Annotated in this window: 16 protein-coding genes and 1 pseudogene; 7 read left to right on the forward strand and 10 right to left on the reverse strand. The window is 54.2% G+C overall.

What is annotated here, in order from left to right:
- The 4 genes and pseudogenes from EIK79_RS11260 to EIK79_RS19020 form a co-directional block, all read right to left on the reverse strand.
- Nucleotides 1–479: pseudogene (locus tag EIK79_RS11260) on the reverse strand (hypothetical protein); the annotation flags it as partial.
- A 16-nt stretch (nucleotides 480–495) separates the two neighbouring features.
- Entirely contained in the window at nucleotides 496–2349 is a 1854-nt protein-coding gene (locus tag EIK79_RS11265) for an asparagine synthase-related protein (protein WP_185715596.1), read from the reverse strand.
- Between the two features lie 739 nt (nucleotides 2350–3088).
- Complete coding sequence (locus tag EIK79_RS19015; RefSeq protein ID WP_221621734.1) at nucleotides 3089–3604, reverse strand: SDR family NAD(P)-dependent oxidoreductase; 516 nt, start codon at nucleotides 3602–3604, stop codon at nucleotides 3089–3091.
- Entirely contained in the window at nucleotides 3568–3930 is a 363-nt protein-coding gene (locus EIK79_RS19020; RefSeq protein ID WP_221621735.1) for an SDR family NAD(P)-dependent oxidoreductase, read from the reverse strand. Before EIK79_RS19020 ends, EIK79_RS19015 begins: the two co-directional genes overlap by 37 nt.
- Nucleotides 3931–4267: 337 nt before the next feature.
- On the opposite strand from EIK79_RS19020, the gene EIK79_RS11275 reads away from it, so the two are divergent.
- From EIK79_RS11275 to EIK79_RS11290, 4 genes are all read left to right on the forward strand, one after another.
- Nucleotides 4268–5161 carry a protein phosphatase 2C domain-containing protein gene (locus EIK79_RS11275; protein WP_185715597.1) on the forward strand — a complete coding sequence of 298 codons (894 nt, stop codon included), beginning with the start codon at nucleotides 4268–4270 and terminating at the stop codon, nucleotides 5159–5161.
- An 8-nt stretch (nucleotides 5162–5169) separates the two neighbouring features.
- Nucleotides 5170–5706, forward strand: a complete 537-nt coding sequence (locus EIK79_RS11280; RefSeq protein ID WP_124955230.1) for an NUDIX domain-containing protein — start codon at nucleotides 5170–5172, stop codon at nucleotides 5704–5706.
- A 136-nt stretch (nucleotides 5707–5842) separates the two neighbouring features.
- Nucleotides 5843–7180 carry a hypothetical protein gene (locus tag EIK79_RS11285; protein WP_124955231.1) on the forward strand — a complete coding sequence of 446 codons (1338 nt, stop codon included), beginning with the start codon at nucleotides 5843–5845 and terminating at the stop codon, nucleotides 7178–7180.
- 372 nt (nucleotides 7181–7552) lie between these two features.
- The gene (locus tag EIK79_RS11290) at nucleotides 7553–7990 is read left to right on the forward strand and encodes an HAD-IA family hydrolase (protein ID WP_124955232.1); all 438 of its coding nucleotides are present in this window, start codon (nucleotides 7553–7555) and stop codon (nucleotides 7988–7990) included.
- A gap of 142 nt (nucleotides 7991–8132) precedes the next feature.
- Here the strand turns inward: EIK79_RS11290 and EIK79_RS11295 are convergent, their stop codons facing one another.
- From EIK79_RS11295 to EIK79_RS11305, 3 genes are read right to left on the reverse strand one after another with little or no spacing between them, the layout of a single operon-like run.
- Nucleotides 8133–8585: a hypothetical protein gene (locus EIK79_RS11295; RefSeq protein WP_124955233.1), complete on the reverse strand. Its 453-nt coding sequence runs from the start codon at nucleotides 8583–8585 to the stop codon at nucleotides 8133–8135.
- Nucleotides 8586–8611: 26 nt separating this feature from the next.
- On the reverse strand, nucleotides 8612–10072 hold the full coding sequence (locus EIK79_RS11300) for a hypothetical protein (protein ID WP_124955234.1): 1461 nt from the start codon (nucleotides 10070–10072) through the stop codon (nucleotides 8612–8614).
- A gap of 19 nt (nucleotides 10073–10091) precedes the next feature.
- Nucleotides 10092–11270: a hypothetical protein gene (locus EIK79_RS11305; RefSeq protein ID WP_124955235.1), complete on the reverse strand. Its 1179-nt coding sequence runs from the start codon at nucleotides 11268–11270 to the stop codon at nucleotides 10092–10094.
- A 281-nt stretch (nucleotides 11271–11551) separates the two neighbouring features.
- Between EIK79_RS11305 and EIK79_RS11310 the strand changes: the two genes are divergently transcribed.
- The 3 genes from EIK79_RS11310 to EIK79_RS19430 all read left to right on the forward strand — a co-directional run bounded on the left by EIK79_RS11310 (nucleotide 11552) and on the right by EIK79_RS19430 (nucleotide 13569).
- Nucleotides 11552–12490, forward strand: a complete 939-nt coding sequence (locus tag EIK79_RS11310) for a transcription initiation factor IIB (protein WP_124955236.1) — start codon at nucleotides 11552–11554, stop codon at nucleotides 12488–12490.
- Between the two features lie 4 nt (nucleotides 12491–12494).
- Nucleotides 12495–12878: a paraquat-inducible protein A gene (locus EIK79_RS11315; RefSeq protein ID WP_124955237.1), complete on the forward strand. Its 384-nt coding sequence runs from the start codon at nucleotides 12495–12497 to the stop codon at nucleotides 12876–12878.
- A 445-nt stretch (nucleotides 12879–13323) separates the two neighbouring features.
- Nucleotides 13324–13569 (forward strand): DUF7557 family protein, encoded by a 246-nt coding sequence (locus tag EIK79_RS19430; RefSeq protein WP_124955238.1) that lies wholly within the window; start codon nucleotides 13324–13326, stop codon nucleotides 13567–13569.
- Nucleotides 13570–15211: 1642 nt separating this feature from the next.
- Here the strand turns inward: EIK79_RS19430 and EIK79_RS18090 are convergent.
- The 3 genes from EIK79_RS18090 to EIK79_RS11335 all read right to left on the reverse strand — a co-directional run bounded on the left by EIK79_RS18090 (nucleotide 15212) and on the right by EIK79_RS11335 (nucleotide 16842).
- Nucleotides 15212–15370 (reverse strand): hypothetical protein, encoded by a 159-nt coding sequence (locus EIK79_RS18090; RefSeq protein WP_185715598.1) that lies wholly within the window; start codon nucleotides 15368–15370, stop codon nucleotides 15212–15214.
- Between the two features lie 659 nt (nucleotides 15371–16029).
- A complete protein-coding gene (locus EIK79_RS11330) occupies nucleotides 16030–16479 on the reverse strand; it encodes a type II toxin-antitoxin system VapC family toxin (protein WP_124955239.1) in 450 nt (149 codons plus the stop codon).
- Nucleotides 16480–16842, reverse strand: a complete 363-nt coding sequence (locus tag EIK79_RS11335) for a helix-turn-helix domain-containing protein (RefSeq protein ID WP_124955240.1) — start codon at nucleotides 16840–16842, stop codon at nucleotides 16480–16482.
- Nucleotides 16843–17001: the final 159 nt, after the last annotated feature.

Raw genomic sequence — 17001 nt, forward strand, 5'->3', positions numbered from 1 at the left:
CGGGCCATCACGAACTGATCATCGGGTGTGAGCTGGTGATGGGTATCGGCGTCTCGATCGTAGCGATACAGGGTACGGGGACTCTCCCAGAGATCGGCATCTGGACGACAGTGAGAGTAGAGCAGCGATCGATCATCGGGACTGACGTCCCACAGCCAACAGCGCCCTTCCCGAGTGATGAGAGGCTGAGCAGTCCCATCAAGCCCAAGCGTGTAGATATCGGTTCGTTCCGCGCCGGCGTCACTGTGATGGACATACAACTGCTCTCCCGCTCGATCCCAGACGATCCGGTGGTTCGGCTTGAGTGAGAGGTCGCTCGGAATCGATGACGTTGTGCCTGTTTCGAGATCTATCACCAACAACGTACACTGCTCGTCCTGCTCTCGATACACTGCCAGCGACGCCCCCGACGGCGACACCGCTGGCCAGGTAAACGAAGGAACACTCCCAAGCTCATCAATAGACAACGATCCATCCATAATATCCATTCTAATATCACCTCAATAAATGCTTTCGGCGCGTCTTTGCTCTCCCTGATAATTGATTCTCGACCCACGCGTGTGCAGCTATCACTCGCCAGATACCGACGTCACCATCTTTGAACTTCTGTATTGCTATTGCCGTATCTGGAACGGACCACTGTTCGCGGACGATACCGATGTCTTTTAGCGGGGAAATGTCCAGAAGTGGCGTGAGATAGTCCGCCTCTCGCTGCAATCCTTTCGCTTCTTCACCCTCTACGGTGTCATCTTTCTGTCGTGAGAGAATCGCAGCCGGTAAGACGTCGCTCAAGCCATCCCGAAAGACGGCCTTGTCGTAGCCGTGCTGTAAATTAGTCGTACCGGGAAGGTCAAACACGAACTGCATGAGGCGAGCATCCTGATACGGATCGGTCAAGCGAATCCCGTGTTGTTTCGCTATTTTACAGTAAATGTCGTTACGATACTCGGCAATCGGTGCGATCAGCGCGCGATAGATCGCCTGATCATGGTGGTACTGTAGCCAGTTTCCCACCTGAGACGCGTGACGACGTGCCTCGATTGCTTCCAAGATATCGTCTGTAAGTATACGTCTGAAGGACTGTTCGACAGACGTGGAGGGAAGCGCGTACGACGTATGAATGCCGAGGTTTGGAAGGATGCCATACAGAAGCAAACAGATGATGGTCGTATAGACAGGATCGACACGTGCAGCCCTGAGCGCTTCGCGGTACTGCCCGTCCCGAAGCGTGTCAGCGATCGCCAGCCGAGACCCATCGAGCGCATTCCCATTATCTCCCACAAGGATCGTCTCCATTCCGTCTGCTGTGGCCCGCTGTAATAATTTGACTTTTGGCTGGAGGAGTGAGTCAACGGCTGGGCTGTACGCCCATGCCTGCTCGTAGAGTGCTTTATCTTTCAATACCCAGTGATTGTCGACGGTGATTTGCTCGTTGTGATCCAGCCCGTAGGTCTCGACTGCCGCCGTGATGCCTTCCGTTTCATTGATTGCATCAGTGTTCGGAAACACGTATGAGTACGTGTGGAGTGGCTGTGGAAGTTCACGCTGGGACGCAAGGCCCGCGATTGCCGTCGAATCAGCACCGCCACTCATGAACACGCCAGTTGGACCGCTTGCCGCAAGCCGACAGTCGATAGCCGTTTCGAGCCGTTCTCGTAATATCTCGCCAAGTTCGGTGATCGACAGCTGTTGATAGCCACTCCGGTTCTCAGGCTGAGGATGATAATACCGTTTCACGTGCGCCGCGTCGGCAGACGACACCAACACACAACCCGGTGGAATCCGGAAAACGTCCGCATAGAACGTCTCCTGCGGTGATTCGATGTCTCCAGTAAGATACTCTCCCAAATACGCGTTGTTCACGTCGGCGTTGACTTCAGCAGCGAGAGCGACGAGGTCGGTACTCACGAGCGTCGTCCCATTCGCAACGGTATAGTAGATCGCCTCGGTCAGCGTACGATCCCGTCCGGCAACCAGCCGACGCTTTGTGCGATCGATGAGGAGAAAGCAGTAATCACCGATCAGATATTGCGGGAACTGCCACCCGAACGTTCGATAGGCTCGTGCAACCACTTCGGAGGCTGAGGCAGTGCCGATCGAGAGTGGTTCTATTCGCTTCACTGCAGGGCGTACCTCATGGAGATCGCCCTCAACGGCCACTAGCACATCATCACCGCTGAAATACGGCTCACTGGTCGACGGAGCCGCTGTATATCGATCAACGTATAACGTCCCCGTAGCTGTCGGGACTGTCTCCCGATCGAAAACATCGGTGATCCATCGGTCTTGAAAGCGGGAGCGATCGGTCCTGTCCTGGTGATGGGTGATAAACCCATGAAGCTCGTACATTACTCTATGATGTGACATCAAACATATACACTACTATTAATAAATCCAGTACTGTTCGGCTGTGGTCCCTGAATAGAGAGTCATGTCGATGATGTAACTATCACACGTAGACTCTCATTCAGTTCTTACTTGAACAGTTTATTCTTGACAGCCTGTCTCGTGAGGGTGACAACACTCCTTCTATCGGGAGCTTTGTCGTATTCTTTGGTCTTTCCTCTTCCAGCGTCGTGCTTGCTTTTCTTTTTATCTCCCATTATCGAACCACAATAACTAGTATATAGACTTGGCACAAAAGTCATGCGATCATGAATAATTTATTATATTTTTGGTCATCGTACTTCATGCTCTAACCGACTGTCACAACGATCGCGTCAATCCGGAGCTAGCAGTGATTTCGAATAACTTTGATGGATAGCACGATCCCCCATGATGAGTGATAGAAAACATACACGGGTACGAGGTTGATGTCTATTGGACCGTCGGGTATGAGACGTTTCGCACTAATTTGGATTAAGCCCTTACCACCACCTCAACGATCGATCGCGACACGATCGACGCGGCGGATCTCGTGGCTTTAACGTACACGGTGAAAACGACGTCGAACCCGCGACGATTACTACCCTCACACCGGACCATTCTCCGGAGGAGACTCTGCTGACTCAAGATAACTAATCGAATACGGTGATATCTGTCTTCCTCAAAGGAGTGTCTATTATCCAATGACTACGGGAGGTCGCCGTTACTGGGATCGGCGTTGCGGCGGCTCGTCGACGTTGGATACTGGCCGATGGAATTGCTGACTAAGACCAGCTGTGAGTCCGCCGTCAACAGGAACGTCCACGCCCGTGATGAATGAGCTGCGTGGAGAGGCGAGAAACAGAACGGTTTCAGCGACTTCTTCGGGCCAGCCAAAGCGACCGAGTGGATACTCATCGAGTAATTCTTGGTGGGTCTCCGTAGGTGGATTGTCCATACGGTCTTGGCGCTGTTCGGTCATGAGCGTCCCGAGCGAGAGGACGTTCGATCTGATATCATGCGACCCATAGTGGACGGCGATCATGCGTGAGAGAGCGTACAACCCAGATTTTGCGGCGGAGTAGACACTCGCGCTGATGCCAGTGAGTGCGTTGGCTGTGCTCACATGGACGATCGATCCGCTGCCACCCTCTGCCGTCGGCGGAATGACTTCACGTGAGCAGAGGTACGGGCCAGTGAGATTCACGCCAAGGCTCTCCTCCCACGTCGATATCTCCACCGCATGCACTTTCCCGTCCCCCCAAACGAGCCCCCGGCGTTGTTGATGAGGATGTCAATGCCATTGAACTCCTCAAGCGTGGCATCTACCAACGTCTGTACGTCTGACTCGTTCGTCACGTCACACTCGATCGGATGAACTTCACTGGGACCGTCACCGAGCGTTTCTTCGATTTCCTCTGCGGTGGTCTCTATTCTGTCGGTCGAACGCGAGCACATCACTGTCGCGGCCCCTTCCGCGGCGAATAGGGTGACGATCACTTTCCCGATCCCCCGAGACGCGCCTGTGACGATAGCCGTCTGTCTAGCCAGCGTGTGCGTTTCCATACATGTACTATACAGTTCTGTTCCTAATAGCTCGCCATCTCAAGGCATGCTATCATAGTGTCCTGTTCTTGACCATCACACAATCAACCTGCTCGTCGGATTGAATGACGGGGGACTACAGCGAAGTATCCAAATCCACACGGAGGATGATTCTTCGTTTGCTTCACTATACGGACTAGAGAACATGTATGACGACCCGGTGCATATTGGGCGGGCCCCTAGATGAGCGACCAATTGAGAGACGAGCAGACAGTGTGGTCTAAAGTTATCTCCTTGTTCCCCTTCTGTTCGGACCAAAACACTTGTCGTCTCATGGTCAATGAGACACATCATACCTATGAACGACATGATTCACCCGTCCTATCACCTCTTGACCGATCCAGGCCGTGCAGTGAACGAAGATATCGGTGGAACGACGCCACATGCTGCGTGGGTGCTCGATGGAGCAACTGGTGTTGGTGAAGGTGGATTCACATCTGGTGCGACCGATGCGCGGTGGTACGTCCAACAGTTCGATCATTTTCTCCGCCAGCACGTCGACGATCATACGACAGACCTCCAGACGATCATTCGGCGAGGCATTGAGTCGGTGGCGACCGAATTTACGGACATGATCGATCCCGATGAAATCACACCCGAATCGAGACCATCGGCCGTTTGTGTGATCGCGCGATGGACGTCGGAGTCGGTTGAAACGTACGTCTTAGGGGATTGTGAGCTAGTGATTATCACGTCGACTGATGACATCAGGCCCGTGATGGATCCACGCTCAACCCTTGCTCGCCGACAAAACGAGACTGTTAACGGAATGTCTCAACTCATGGAGGAACGGGACATATCACACGCCAAAGCCCGGTCGCTCCTCAGACCGAAGGCAGCACACGATATTCGGAACCTCCGGCTGTCAGATGAACACTGGACACTGTGCCTGTCTCCCGAGGCGGCCACAGATGGACAGTACAGTCAATTCGATCGGGAGACGGTCGATCGGATACTCCTCTGTAGTGACGGCTTTACCCGACTTATCACAACGTTCGGTGTCTTCAATGACTGGTACCAGTCCGTCGGATGGACGGATGAGCATGGTATCGAGCAGGCGTTTAGGCGGCTTCGTGCCATCGAACAAGACGATATGGACTGTACGACCTATCCGCGGCCCAAGACCCATGATGATGCAACTGTGGTATCGGTGGACTTTAGCGAGAATGTCACAGAGCCTTTGATCGAGTAACTGGCCCCATGACTGTTTTCGAAGCTAAATTCTGTCCATATTGTGGAACGGAATTGGTCACTCGATGGATAGAAGAGAAAGAACGCACGTACTGCCGTGAGTGTGATCGAGTCATCTATCAGCAACCAATTCCATGTGTCGACGTTGCAGTCATCGATGAAACACGAGTGCTTCTCATCGAACGAACCAATCCGCCCCACGAAGGGAAGTGGGCACTACCTGGAGGCATTGCTGAGTTTGGTGAATCACCGGAGGCCGCAGCAGCTCGGGAATTATATGAAGAAACAGGTGTAACGGTCGATCCGACTGACTTGGTGCTTCTTGGAACGTATTCTGTCACTGCAACAGAGGGGTGGCACAATATCGGTCTCTACTATACAGTTACATCCGATCAGACAAGAGGATCGCCAGTGCCCAGCACTGATGCAGAAAATGCCCGATTCTGGACGCTTGAGGAGTTACAGGCGTCAAAAGAGATCCTCCGATCTACCCCGGACGACGATTCACATATCCGAGAAGCAATCGATGAACTTGGAGAGATATAGCACGCCGATCGAGTCCAAAGCTCATTTTGATTATCGCAGTACCAGTATTATCCATTCTATGATTATAGTAGTATATAATATATAATAAAATGAAGAGCGGAAGGATTTATATTATACTCTGATTTGATACATTACTATGCCATCCCAAGCTGCGTATCTCGCTCTTCCCGGTCCATCAGTTACGACGATTCTTCTCAATGTGCCAGATATCATGCGTTTTTCAAGGTCTACCCCACTTATTCTTATGGACCAGCATGATTACGATCAGTTGCGTGCAGAGCTGCTAACTGGTGAGATAGAAGGGAAGAAAGCACCCTATCTGTTAACGGCGTACGAGGAGTTACGTCGCCGCGGAGTAATTCGTCTCATTGACTACGCGAAATTCTACTCCCCCTCTATTCAGAAGAGATATCTCCGGCAAAATCAAGCGGTGCTTCAAGACGCTCCAGACTGGATGCTTCGACAAGCAGCTCTGAAGGCGTCCGAAGGCTGGATTCAGTATGGCCGTGGTAGCTATCAAGAATCGTTTCGTGGAACCCTCGGCGAGACTGAGGATGCAGTCAATGATCTCCGACGGCAAGATGAAAAACAGCACCGAAAACTGAAATGTGGCTCTCACAATCCTCTCGAATGGAACGAAAAAGTCCTCAACAAAGGAATTGCTGCACTTTCGATTGCACACCAGGTCAACCAGACGTTAAATGTGAACGTTCGTGGGATTATAGCACATACAGGGTTCGAGATGATCCACGATTTTCTCGAACAATCGCGTAGAGGAACACTTACGACCGATCTTTCGGACATAGAGCACCTAAAACCCAAGTATAGAATCACGGGATTCGATGCTAACAAAGCTACGCAAACCAGAGCACTACTTGATACAGTTAGTACGATAGCTACTGAAATAGCCGGGGTCCAACATACTGACTGGTTCTTGCTTGGCCCTTCATTTGCGGTGCCGCAATATCAGCAACTGTTCGGATTCGAAAATATTTATAGACAGATCAACAGAGAACTTAACAAGAAAGAACTTATAACAGAAACGAAAAAAGTTATTGACGTATTAGAAAATAATGGAATGGAAAGTGTCTCTCAAGATGAAATGCGGTACGATGCAGGCTGGGTAGCCGAACAATTTGATCTGCCGACTGGTTTCAGTGGAACGCAAAAGGGCGGGCCTGTTGATCTGATCCGGTATATGACTACTCTTTCAACCTACTCTCGTGAATTACGAACACTCATAGACAGGAATACTGTCTCGCAAGCTGCCGCACTGATTGGCGCGAATATCGCGCGAAATCCCCATCGTCAGTACGATGACAACGATATTTATCACCTGAGCGTCCGTCAGATGGTTCGTCTCGATCCACCAGCAGTTGACGAGAGGGAGCTTGAAGCAGTCCACAAAGAGCGCGGAAACGCGACCTGGCAAGAACACACGGACTGGTTTGAGACTCTTGACCGTGATCGGTGATCTTAGCACTCAACGGTAACAGATAACCGAGTCATGACGACTGAAGTGCTGCTGATCAGCACTGTTTACAAGCATCGATCGGATATATCTAATAGAGTCACCCAATTGGTATTCGTAGGATGCTCGACTCAGCGGAGATATAACTCGTCATCCTCGATTTCGATCAGACGATCTGTACATACAGTAAATCAAAGAAAGAGTCCTTAAGCGTGCATTCGAGGAATGTAAGTTAGAGCCGTTTTTCGCCATTGAGGAGTTTGAGGCTGCAATGGAGACCTTCGACGATGCCAAGGAAGTAACGACAAAGTCCGATTGCCGTCGCAGAAGTTGTGAAATACAGCCCTTGAGCATGGATATGATCGCTCCACAGGGATCAAACCCGGTGAAGTCTATTCCCATCGTCACAGATACGGCCAGGTTGCATCCCTTGACGGGGCTGAGAAGACGTTGACGGCACTCACCGGTCGATATGAGCTGGATCTCATCATGAACGCCAAAGAAGCAGTACAACAACCGAAACTAGACCAGCTCGGTATCTCTTCTCTGTTCGAGACGATCGTCTACATTGGGTATGATACCGAATACAAACCTCATCCGGAGCTGTTCCAACAGGCGTTACGGGTGAGTGGCGCCTCCCCCGATGAGGCACTTTACGTCGGAGATGATTTCGAGTCGGATATCTGCGGCGCTGACGCTGTCAGGATCGATGCGGTATGGGTGTTCGATGAGACGCTATCAACTGACGACGAAACACTACCAGTCATTCAAATCGGATCCATAGCGGAGCTGTCCTCTCTTCTTGGAACATAACCAATATTCGGCTCACCGTACACATCTCCGTTCCGAAAGGGACGCCTGAGCATCACAGAGAAAGACACTGTTGATTGGCTCAAGACAGCTGAGCGTCGCCGGTAGCAACGGATTGGATCATCGACTTACCATCTCGTCGGCATTACTCGGTAGAGTACATGATACTCCCCTGCGTACGCACGGTTGTCACACGACCCTTGATCCGATGCCCGTCGGTTTCGTCTCGATGGACATCTCCCTCGATGACGGTCACATCTATCGTGGGAGAGTCATCGCTCTCCTCGTTTGTGATGACGGACGCTCTTGTTTCGATATGGTAGTGGTTGATATGATCGCCCACACCAGTCACACGCAACGTCTTGTCAGCACTCTGTTCTCGATGATCATGGATGGAAGCAGGATGTTCTGTGGACCCAGCGTCAGTAGAGGATGTCGCACTCGCTGTCCGGTCCATGAGCGATCTGTCAACCAATCCGACGACACCACTCAGCACCGTGTATTTCAGGAACCGTTGTCGATTTGTGGTTAACCGTGTCTGGGCTTGTTCCTCCCCTATCGCTGTGTTCGTCCCCGTAGAGTGGTCCTCGACCATCATCCTATCTGTAGTATGGTCCGAACGTGTTATTCTGTCAGTTCAAACTGTGGCTCGTTTAACCACGCAGTAAGGTCTTCTATCGATGCTGTCGGCCCAAGGAGCGTCGTTGCGGCTGTTTCACACGCCGCTGGTAAACACTGGGCTATATGATTCGATGGAGGAAGAGAGATATCGAATACCGAGCTGTCAGTAAGCGAGGCATCCTGAATGATCCGCTCAACACCGGCTTCTCGTTCAGCACGGAGGCTACCGAGTCCACTTTCGGCGCTGAATGTAGACAGAAACTGCCGTCGGAACAAGGTCCGTCGCACAGCGAGCAGACTGTCGTCGTTTGCCACGTTCGGATTCAGCGAGTACCAGGCTCGTTCAAGCGTGAACGTTCCTTCGACACGTTTGAGCCGAACAACTTCGATAACGGGACCCCGCAATCGCTCTCGCATGAGATCAACATACATTGACCGTGTCTCGCTATCGGCAACGATCGCGTCGTACGGGGTTGCAGTCGGCGTACAGTTGCGATAAAAGCTGGCTGCAGTAATCTCTTCAAGTGAGTTCCCGGCTCGTAGCTCGTCAATAATGTATGCAAGCCAGAGATCACAGTACTGCTCACCGACCGGTGACCGGAGCATCGCTTCCAACCGATCGAGATCAATATGGTGGTCCTTCATGAACTGCCAGAGTGTCGCTTCAGACCCCCGTTGGGCGGCCACACGGGACTCAACTGCCCGTTGGATGGTTGGATCAGCCATCGTATAGTCTTCAGCTAGCCTTCCGAGTAGCTCAACGGTGAACCGACTCGGTGTCGCGTACAACGTTGCCAATCGATCAAGGAATCCCAAATCGGTCCATGTGTGTTCCTCGGCACCGATGAGAATCGACCGCACATATAGCTCGAATTCTTTCCACAGTGCTGTGTCTGGGTCCAACAGACACCGAACGTGCTCGCGTTCGTGCCGTCTGATGTTCTCTTTGAGGAGTGCCGTTGCCCGAGTAGCGGCTGTCTTATCGAACGATTCGTACAATTCCGGCACGAGAAGATCGCGGTTAAGAGCGGTGAGGCTATCGGTAGCAACAGTGACCTTGGTTCGGATCTCATCAATAAGTGTCCGCTCGTCAATATCAGTGAGGAGCACTGATCGGGACAGCGAATCCACACTCATATCCATGTGTCCATGCATTCCCAGCGAACTACGAACGTGGACATCGGGGGGGATCCCCCGGATGGTCGGTTCACCAGCGGGGACAAACGTCAGCATCGATGGAGCTGGTTGGGAGGATGCATGAGGTTGGGTTGATTGACTAGCAGCCACACCAGCTATCTCGAGCGGCCGCTCGATAGCGAAAATCGGCTCCTCGGCTTCGGCCATTTCACCCAGCCAACTGACCTGACTGTTTCGAATCTGAGCGACATCGGCAGGGGACGAACCGAATGTTGGGCCTAATTCGATCGTAATGGTCTGGGAATTCTGTCGATTGTCAGTTGTCATGTCTGCTGGCGACAAAATCCTACGATTGATCGTCCTCTGATCGTTCGTCAGTCGGATGGCGTGCTCCAGTGAGCAGGGTCCATGGATTCACTGCATCGAGAGACAGCTCCGCTTTTTCTAGTGGATGGTGTTCATTCCCCATCTGTAACGTCCAATACGGAACCAACGCCGCATCAGTGCCATGCTCCTCGAGCAAGTGCGTGGAACGGTCTACTAACTCTTCAGGCGTCATCGAAGTGAGTGGCAGCACTGCTGTTGGCTGCGTTTGTGTTCTCTCTTTCTCTCCCGCTGTGTCGGGAACCAGCCAGTACGCCGGGATGATAGTGGGTGTCTTCTGCTCATCGGTCGACACAGAGTTGTCAGGGGGACCCCCACCAGTAAACTGGCGCGGATCAAGCTGATTAGCGATCCTGCCAGTGTCGATACCAGCGATCGGAGCAGTCGATGGATGTGCTTCTGTCGTTCGAGGCGAATCATCTGACTGGCCGCTTCTGGGTTGCGCCTCGCGCTCGTCTTGCCTTCCAGCCTGTTCCTCAAGCAACTCCACGATTCGGTGCAACAGACAGGCGTGTTCCTGTCCTTTCTCGGAGAGGATACAGTCGTCGCCATCGAACTTAATCGCATCGGCGTCCTTGAACCGTCGCAGAATCGTGCGAATCTGTTCGGTGGTACTGTGTTCTCCTCGTTCACGGTGTCGACGGTCAACAGCGTCGACGACTACCTCGACCGAAACCGGACGCGGGGTACCAAGGAGATCAACAATGCCACTCCGGCCCCGCAGTGCTTCAAGCACGAAAATAGGGGTTAGGCTGCGAGAATCACAGAGTGGCGTGAGACAGTCCGCGACCTGCTCTACCTCCGTATCTGTCTGCCAGTCGATCGTTGCCAGATCGACGCCAAGCCGTTCGGTCATCCCATCGAACAGTCCGATAACCGTTCGACCGGCGTCCGTCCCGGCGTAGCGCTGTCGGCCCTTCATGACCAGTGGGAGCGGCAGCTCTTCGAGCGAAAGCAAGTACTTCGAGACGGTTGATCGTGCACTTCCGATCGTCTCGGCGATCTCTCCCTGTGTTTGTGGATCGTCGTCGACAACGATGAGCAACGTCGCAAGCGTCCGTGGGGTGAGCGTCTGTAGGAGCTCACCGGCTTGAGCGAGCGCGTCCGTCGGCGGACCTGCCGTGACACTCTGCTGTGGCATACACGAAAAATGTTACCTCCACTTGTAACTGTTTCCGTTGTAAAGGTGGCAGAGTTAATAATATCTTCCTTCTTCACGCCCTGAGGCTCACCTTCTGTTGGCGTTCCAAAAACCAGAACTTTGGGAGTTGTCTCCATCGTTTGGAACACTGTTCTGTATGAATCGGCCTATCTAGAACATTTTTATGTTTGTAGGTAACACAGACATGGTAGGCACATGGTTAGTCGAGAACCAGTCAACCGGTCCCATCAGTCTAGGGCTACGCGGCTAGTGTCGTGGAAATGGTGGGCGACAGAGAGGAGATCCAGATGATCGTCCGTGACTCTACCGATCAGGAGGTAGCTAAATGCCCCGAATGTAATGGTCCTATCTCTCCCGGTACAACCCTTGATGAAACCGTCTGTGAGGAATGCGGGCTTATCGTTGCCGAAGATCGTCTCGATCGCAGTCCGGAGTGGCGAGCGTTCACCCATCAGGAACACCAGCAGAAAGCACGGGTTGGTGCGCCAACAACCCCGACAATGCACGACAAGGGGCTGTCGACACAGATCGGGTGGCAAAACAAGGACGCCAACGGACAGTCGCTGTCGCCTCGCAAGCGTAAGCAGCTGGGACGGCTCCGTAAGTGGCACAAGCGCTGTCAGACGTGGGACGGGAAAGAGCGCAATCTCAAGCAGGCGTTTTCGGAGATCGACCGGATGGCGAGTGCGCTTGGACTACCCAAATCCGCCTGCGAGACGGCGAGCGTCATCTACCGACGTGCGTTGTCTGCGAACCTGCTACTCGGACGATCGATTGAGAGTGTCGCCACTGCCACGTTGTACGCCGCTGCCCGAACGGAAGGGATTCCTCGCACGCTCGATGAAATGACGTCCGTTGCGCGCGTCGAGTACAACCGAATCGCGCGGGCGTATCGAGCGGTCATCGCCGAGTTAGAGCTAGCGATCGAACCGACCGACCCGATAGCGTACCTCCCCCGGTTCACGTCCGAGTTGGACTGTTCGCAGGCAACCCACCGGAAGACCCGTGAACTTCTCGAAGGCGTCGTTGGCAGGCACTATACCAGCGGGAAAAGCCCAGTCGGATTGGCCGCAGCAGCACTGTACGCTGGCTCGTGTCTCACTGGCGATCCACTCACCCAACAAGAGATCAGCGACGTGGCCAACGTCACGACCATGACGATCCGGACTCACTACAGAGAGTTCCTCAACGATGAGTGATCCAATGACAGACAGAGCCACCGAGGGACACACCACTCACCAGATTTCGTGTCCGGACTGCGACCGAACCTTTCCGGCGCACCGAGCGCCGTATATCGATTACCGGGGTGAAGAGATAGCTGAATACACCTGTCCGGGGTGCCGGGACACCATCATTCATCATCCACCGGAGCAGTACATTGAGCGTCCACCAGCGATCGTCGATCACACCATACTCACCGATGAGACGGACCAGCCCATCGCGCGGGTGTTCTTCGAGGACGGAGCGTGGTTGCAGTATCGAGCGACCGATCGCCGGTGGGTCCGCGAGGAGCTGTTGGGAAAAGTGCCGAGAGGGATTCTTTGTCTCATTACGAGAGACGATCTCCCAGTGTCCTCCGTTTCATAAGAGATCAATTAATACCATTATGTGATAACGATGCGTCCAAAAATCGCCCGACAGCGCAGCCGGTCAGGGATCGTGGTCAGGGATCGGCGAATATCGTAGTTTATTTCTGATGTAGAAATTCAAAAACACCATACAGCGAGAGTGGTCAGGGATCGCCCGAAAGGAGGGCATCTCTGAGAACGCCTGGTCAGGGATTCATCGCCAGACGGGACGGGATCCGGTCAGGGATCCCCCCGAAAAACCAACTGATATAGAGGGGGGGCAAAGCCGTTGGTTTTCGAATAGGGAAATACTATTCGGTCACAGAAATATGTTTGATATCCGTCCATTGTGTCGAGTGCCCAGAGACACCGTCGACGGTGAGTGAAGTTACACGGCCAGTGGCGGGGTACACCTCTAGAATACCTTGTGATGCCGCTCAGCGGGACGGCAATCAGAGGGCATAGTGGTCTGCACCGCAACCGCTAACTGCGTATGTAGACCGTCTGTATGCACGAGTACGTCCATCCGCGTCTCCGACAGCACACAACGGAGGCTTGACAGCCTGCGGAGGGACGATGCAACGTTTGATGATCTCCTCGCACGCCTCGCCACGCGTGAGCGGCCAATTGACATTGGAGCATGGAGTGAGAAAGACGCCGATCGGGTGCGGGCAGCCGAGAAACGCTCCCGAGAGAGTGTCGAGCGGTGACGGTTCTCGATAGTTCCGTCATCATCGATATGCTGGAAGGCATTCTGGCGAGTGTCACAGCCGTCGAGGACTGCGGCCAGCTATACCTGACGGCCTCTCTGTGTGTTCGAGGTCGTGAATGGAGTGATTGGAAGCGGGCAGACTGACGTCGTGGCAGTGCGCCAGCAGTTTGGAGGCGTGCAAGCGCTCATCCTGAATGTGTAGATCACGCTGGAGGCACCCGAATGCAGGACACGTTGCTGGCTGATGGCCAACGGAAGGCCGCCCGCAACCTGCTGGTCGTGGCGCCATACGGTCTAGAGGATGAACTCATCGTCGCAGACAACGATTTTGAAACCCACCGTCTCACCGACCTGATGGATGTCACGAACTTTCGTACCGAACAATGGCGCATAGAGAGACGCATGACACGGTTCCCCGGCGCGCGTAGTTGCATCTCCCGCTCAAGGGGGCCTCCTTGGCCTATGATGTGTCATCTCCAATACAGCCCTGGCTCCGCCTACCACGAAAGGGGAAACGATACGTAGACGAACGACCGCAGGGCACGATCAACGAAGAGAACCAAGACGACGATGTTCGAGACACCCATTCGTCGATAGGACAGCGAAGGCACTCGTGCGTTGTATGCTCATAGAGAACCATCCAACCGGCCTCACAATCAGAACTGTCTCGATCGGAGGACTGGTTCGCCGGCTCGGGCATGAGCGGCGCTCGCGATCTTTACAGATCGTCTCAACGACGCGCTCGGTCTCGAGGAACTCACCGACTCGCTGGCTGCGTTCATCACCCCGCTCGAGGAACGTCGCAACGCTGGCGCTGTCCTTCGAGTTCGAGCGCCGCACTGACGACGTCACTCACGGGACTGTCGCACTCGTCCGTTTGGCCCTTCAACGCTAGCGGGCTGTACGGTCACGGGCGGCGATCTACACAGTAGTACGTCGCTATAAGAACTGACGTACACCTAGCAGCACACGAGCTGCCACGTGCTGGTCACAGGAACGCCGTTCGTCCGGTCCGGGGCAGCAGTACGGGAGTGACCACCTATATAAAATATATTTGTTATTTCATACTCATTGAAATCATCTATCCAATAATCGCGAGACGGCGCGGTGAGTCAAGGGTGTGGTCAAGGGTCACTGGTGACACTCGTATTTATCTCCCAAATAACTCTGAAAATAACACGACGGGAAGGCGAGTCAAGGGTCGTGGTCAAGGGTCGAAGATTCTCGCTTGCGCGCGTCAAGGGTCGAATCGATAGACGGCAGTCGGTTCGTCAAGGGTCCCCCCGAAAAACCAACTGATATAGAGGGGGGGCAAAGCCGTTGGTTTTCGAGCGTGGATATTTCCTATAGAGTAATTAATACATTAGATATCTGACTATGATCAGCAGGGTGGCTGAAGGATACCTACCAGGGGGGTGTGTCAGTATCAGCCGGCCACTCTGGCAGTGGCCGGGCAGCGATCGAGTGATGCGTCACTGGCGCTAGCGCGCCCTGCCAGCGAACCACGCTGTATGCTGGGATGGATTTCCCAGTAGTGGTCAGGACTGAACCGCTAAGAGCATCGGGGCGACCAACGACGATGGCGATGGCAGTGCTGGACAGCACTCACTGCTCACAGGACGGCCCCAGTCAGTCGGGCCTCAGGTCCGATCACTTGGCGAGAACACTGGCCCAGCAGCGGATTGCTCCGTGACGACCATCGGTCCCTCTGTCCGATCGATCCCACGCCCAGTTTGGGTCTCAGTTGCGGGCCACAAGTGCCCGGACAGCCAGCCGGCACCGACGGGGGGATACCTCACCGAATATCACACCGTGTTTCCGATGAAATCCGCATACCAGCATTGGGTCCAATACTGCACCACAGGGGTGTGTGGTAGTGAAACTGAGCACTCCGCTGGGGCCTCGAACACACACCGGTTTGCACGAGAAAAACCGCGAGCCTGCTCGGGGAACTGACCGGCAACGACGAGCTCATGAACCCACGGTGGGCCCCCGGGTGTCCACGCACCACGACCGGCTGAGGGTGCGACCTTCCATGCACTGGTAAGGGTGCTGGGTGACAACTACGAGGCCGACCGATCGATGCTCGGGGACCGGGGCATCACCTGTGACCGACATTTCCGGCCGGCCTACACGGCAACCAGAGTACCACCGGACTCCAGTCTAGTACTCCGAGTCGCCGCCGAGTGGACATCACTGGTGGCACCGATAGCTCCTGAGCTACCAGTACCGGCCGCACCGTCGACGAGCTAAAGCACCAGCTACCCAGAGGCCACCCGCCGACTGCCCAAGAGAACACTGGACGTTCTGAGACAGCGACGGCCCCTTACGGCGGTCAACAGCGCCCTCTCAGCCGACTACAGACACGTGGCCGAGCTCGGCGAGCAGCGTGTCCACTGTCCCGATCGGTGTGCTCTCAACACGCGTGATCGCTCACCAACCCGTCTCAATACACCACTCACACGTCACCAGTGTCAGCAGGGACGAGCGTCAATCCAAGGGTGCGAAAATCCCCGTCAAACGCGAAAATATGTTCACTGTCCCGATCGATAGCAAGAACACCAGTCATGTGATCGGTGAACGAGATGGCATGATCGTCGTAGCGGGCAAACTGTACACAGGCAGCCTCAAAGTCCGCTTCACTCGGATGGATGAGCGTCAGTGAATCGGACTGTCGAAGCCGATCTAACGTGGCCGACGCTCGCTCATGGGTGTGTTTGCGCCGAATCAGCGTGGTGAGTTCATCGAGAACATATGTCGAGGTGTAGAGGGGCCGGTACGCGAGCTCGCCCGTTTGAATCGCATCGAACACCGCTCGGGCTCGCTCATGACGCGGGGCGTTATCGACAAACCGCGCGAACAACGCACCCGTGTCGAGAAACAACGCTGTTGCTCCTGCCCGACTCATTTAGCTGTTAACCTCACCGTACAGCACATCATCAATCGCCTCCTCGTCAATCGGCTCTTCAAGAGTGAACGTTGGAGCCGAAAACAGCGGATCATCAGCCGGGATCGCGGTCACTTCGTCCTCTCCGGCGTCGCTCACCCACCAGACGACGGCCCGTCCCCCGACTTTCTTTCGGTCGACAGTCCCCTGCTCTTGGAGCGCGAGCAACCGCTCACGCACCGCACGGCGACCGATTGGCAGTTCCGCCGCGAGTTCGGCAGCCGTTCCGACGTGACCAGGGGCCTGTTCAAGTGCCGTGAGGATTGCCTCATCGGACACCCGAGCCGTATACTTCCCACTGTCGTCGCGATTCGCATCTGACATACACGACGGTAGACGCGCTGCTGCCTTAACCATTTCCCACATTGGTAGTGGGCCTATTTAACACCATGTAACACATGGGAACAGGAGGGCAGACTGCTCTCGTGACGTGTGTTCACATGGAGTCACGTGTTCACAACACATGAACACAGTTGTCTCATT

The sequence above is a fragment of the Halocatena pleomorpha genome (assembly GCF_003862495.1).
Lineage (GTDB): Archaea > Halobacteriota > Halobacteria > Halobacteriales > Haloarculaceae > Halocatena > Halocatena pleomorpha.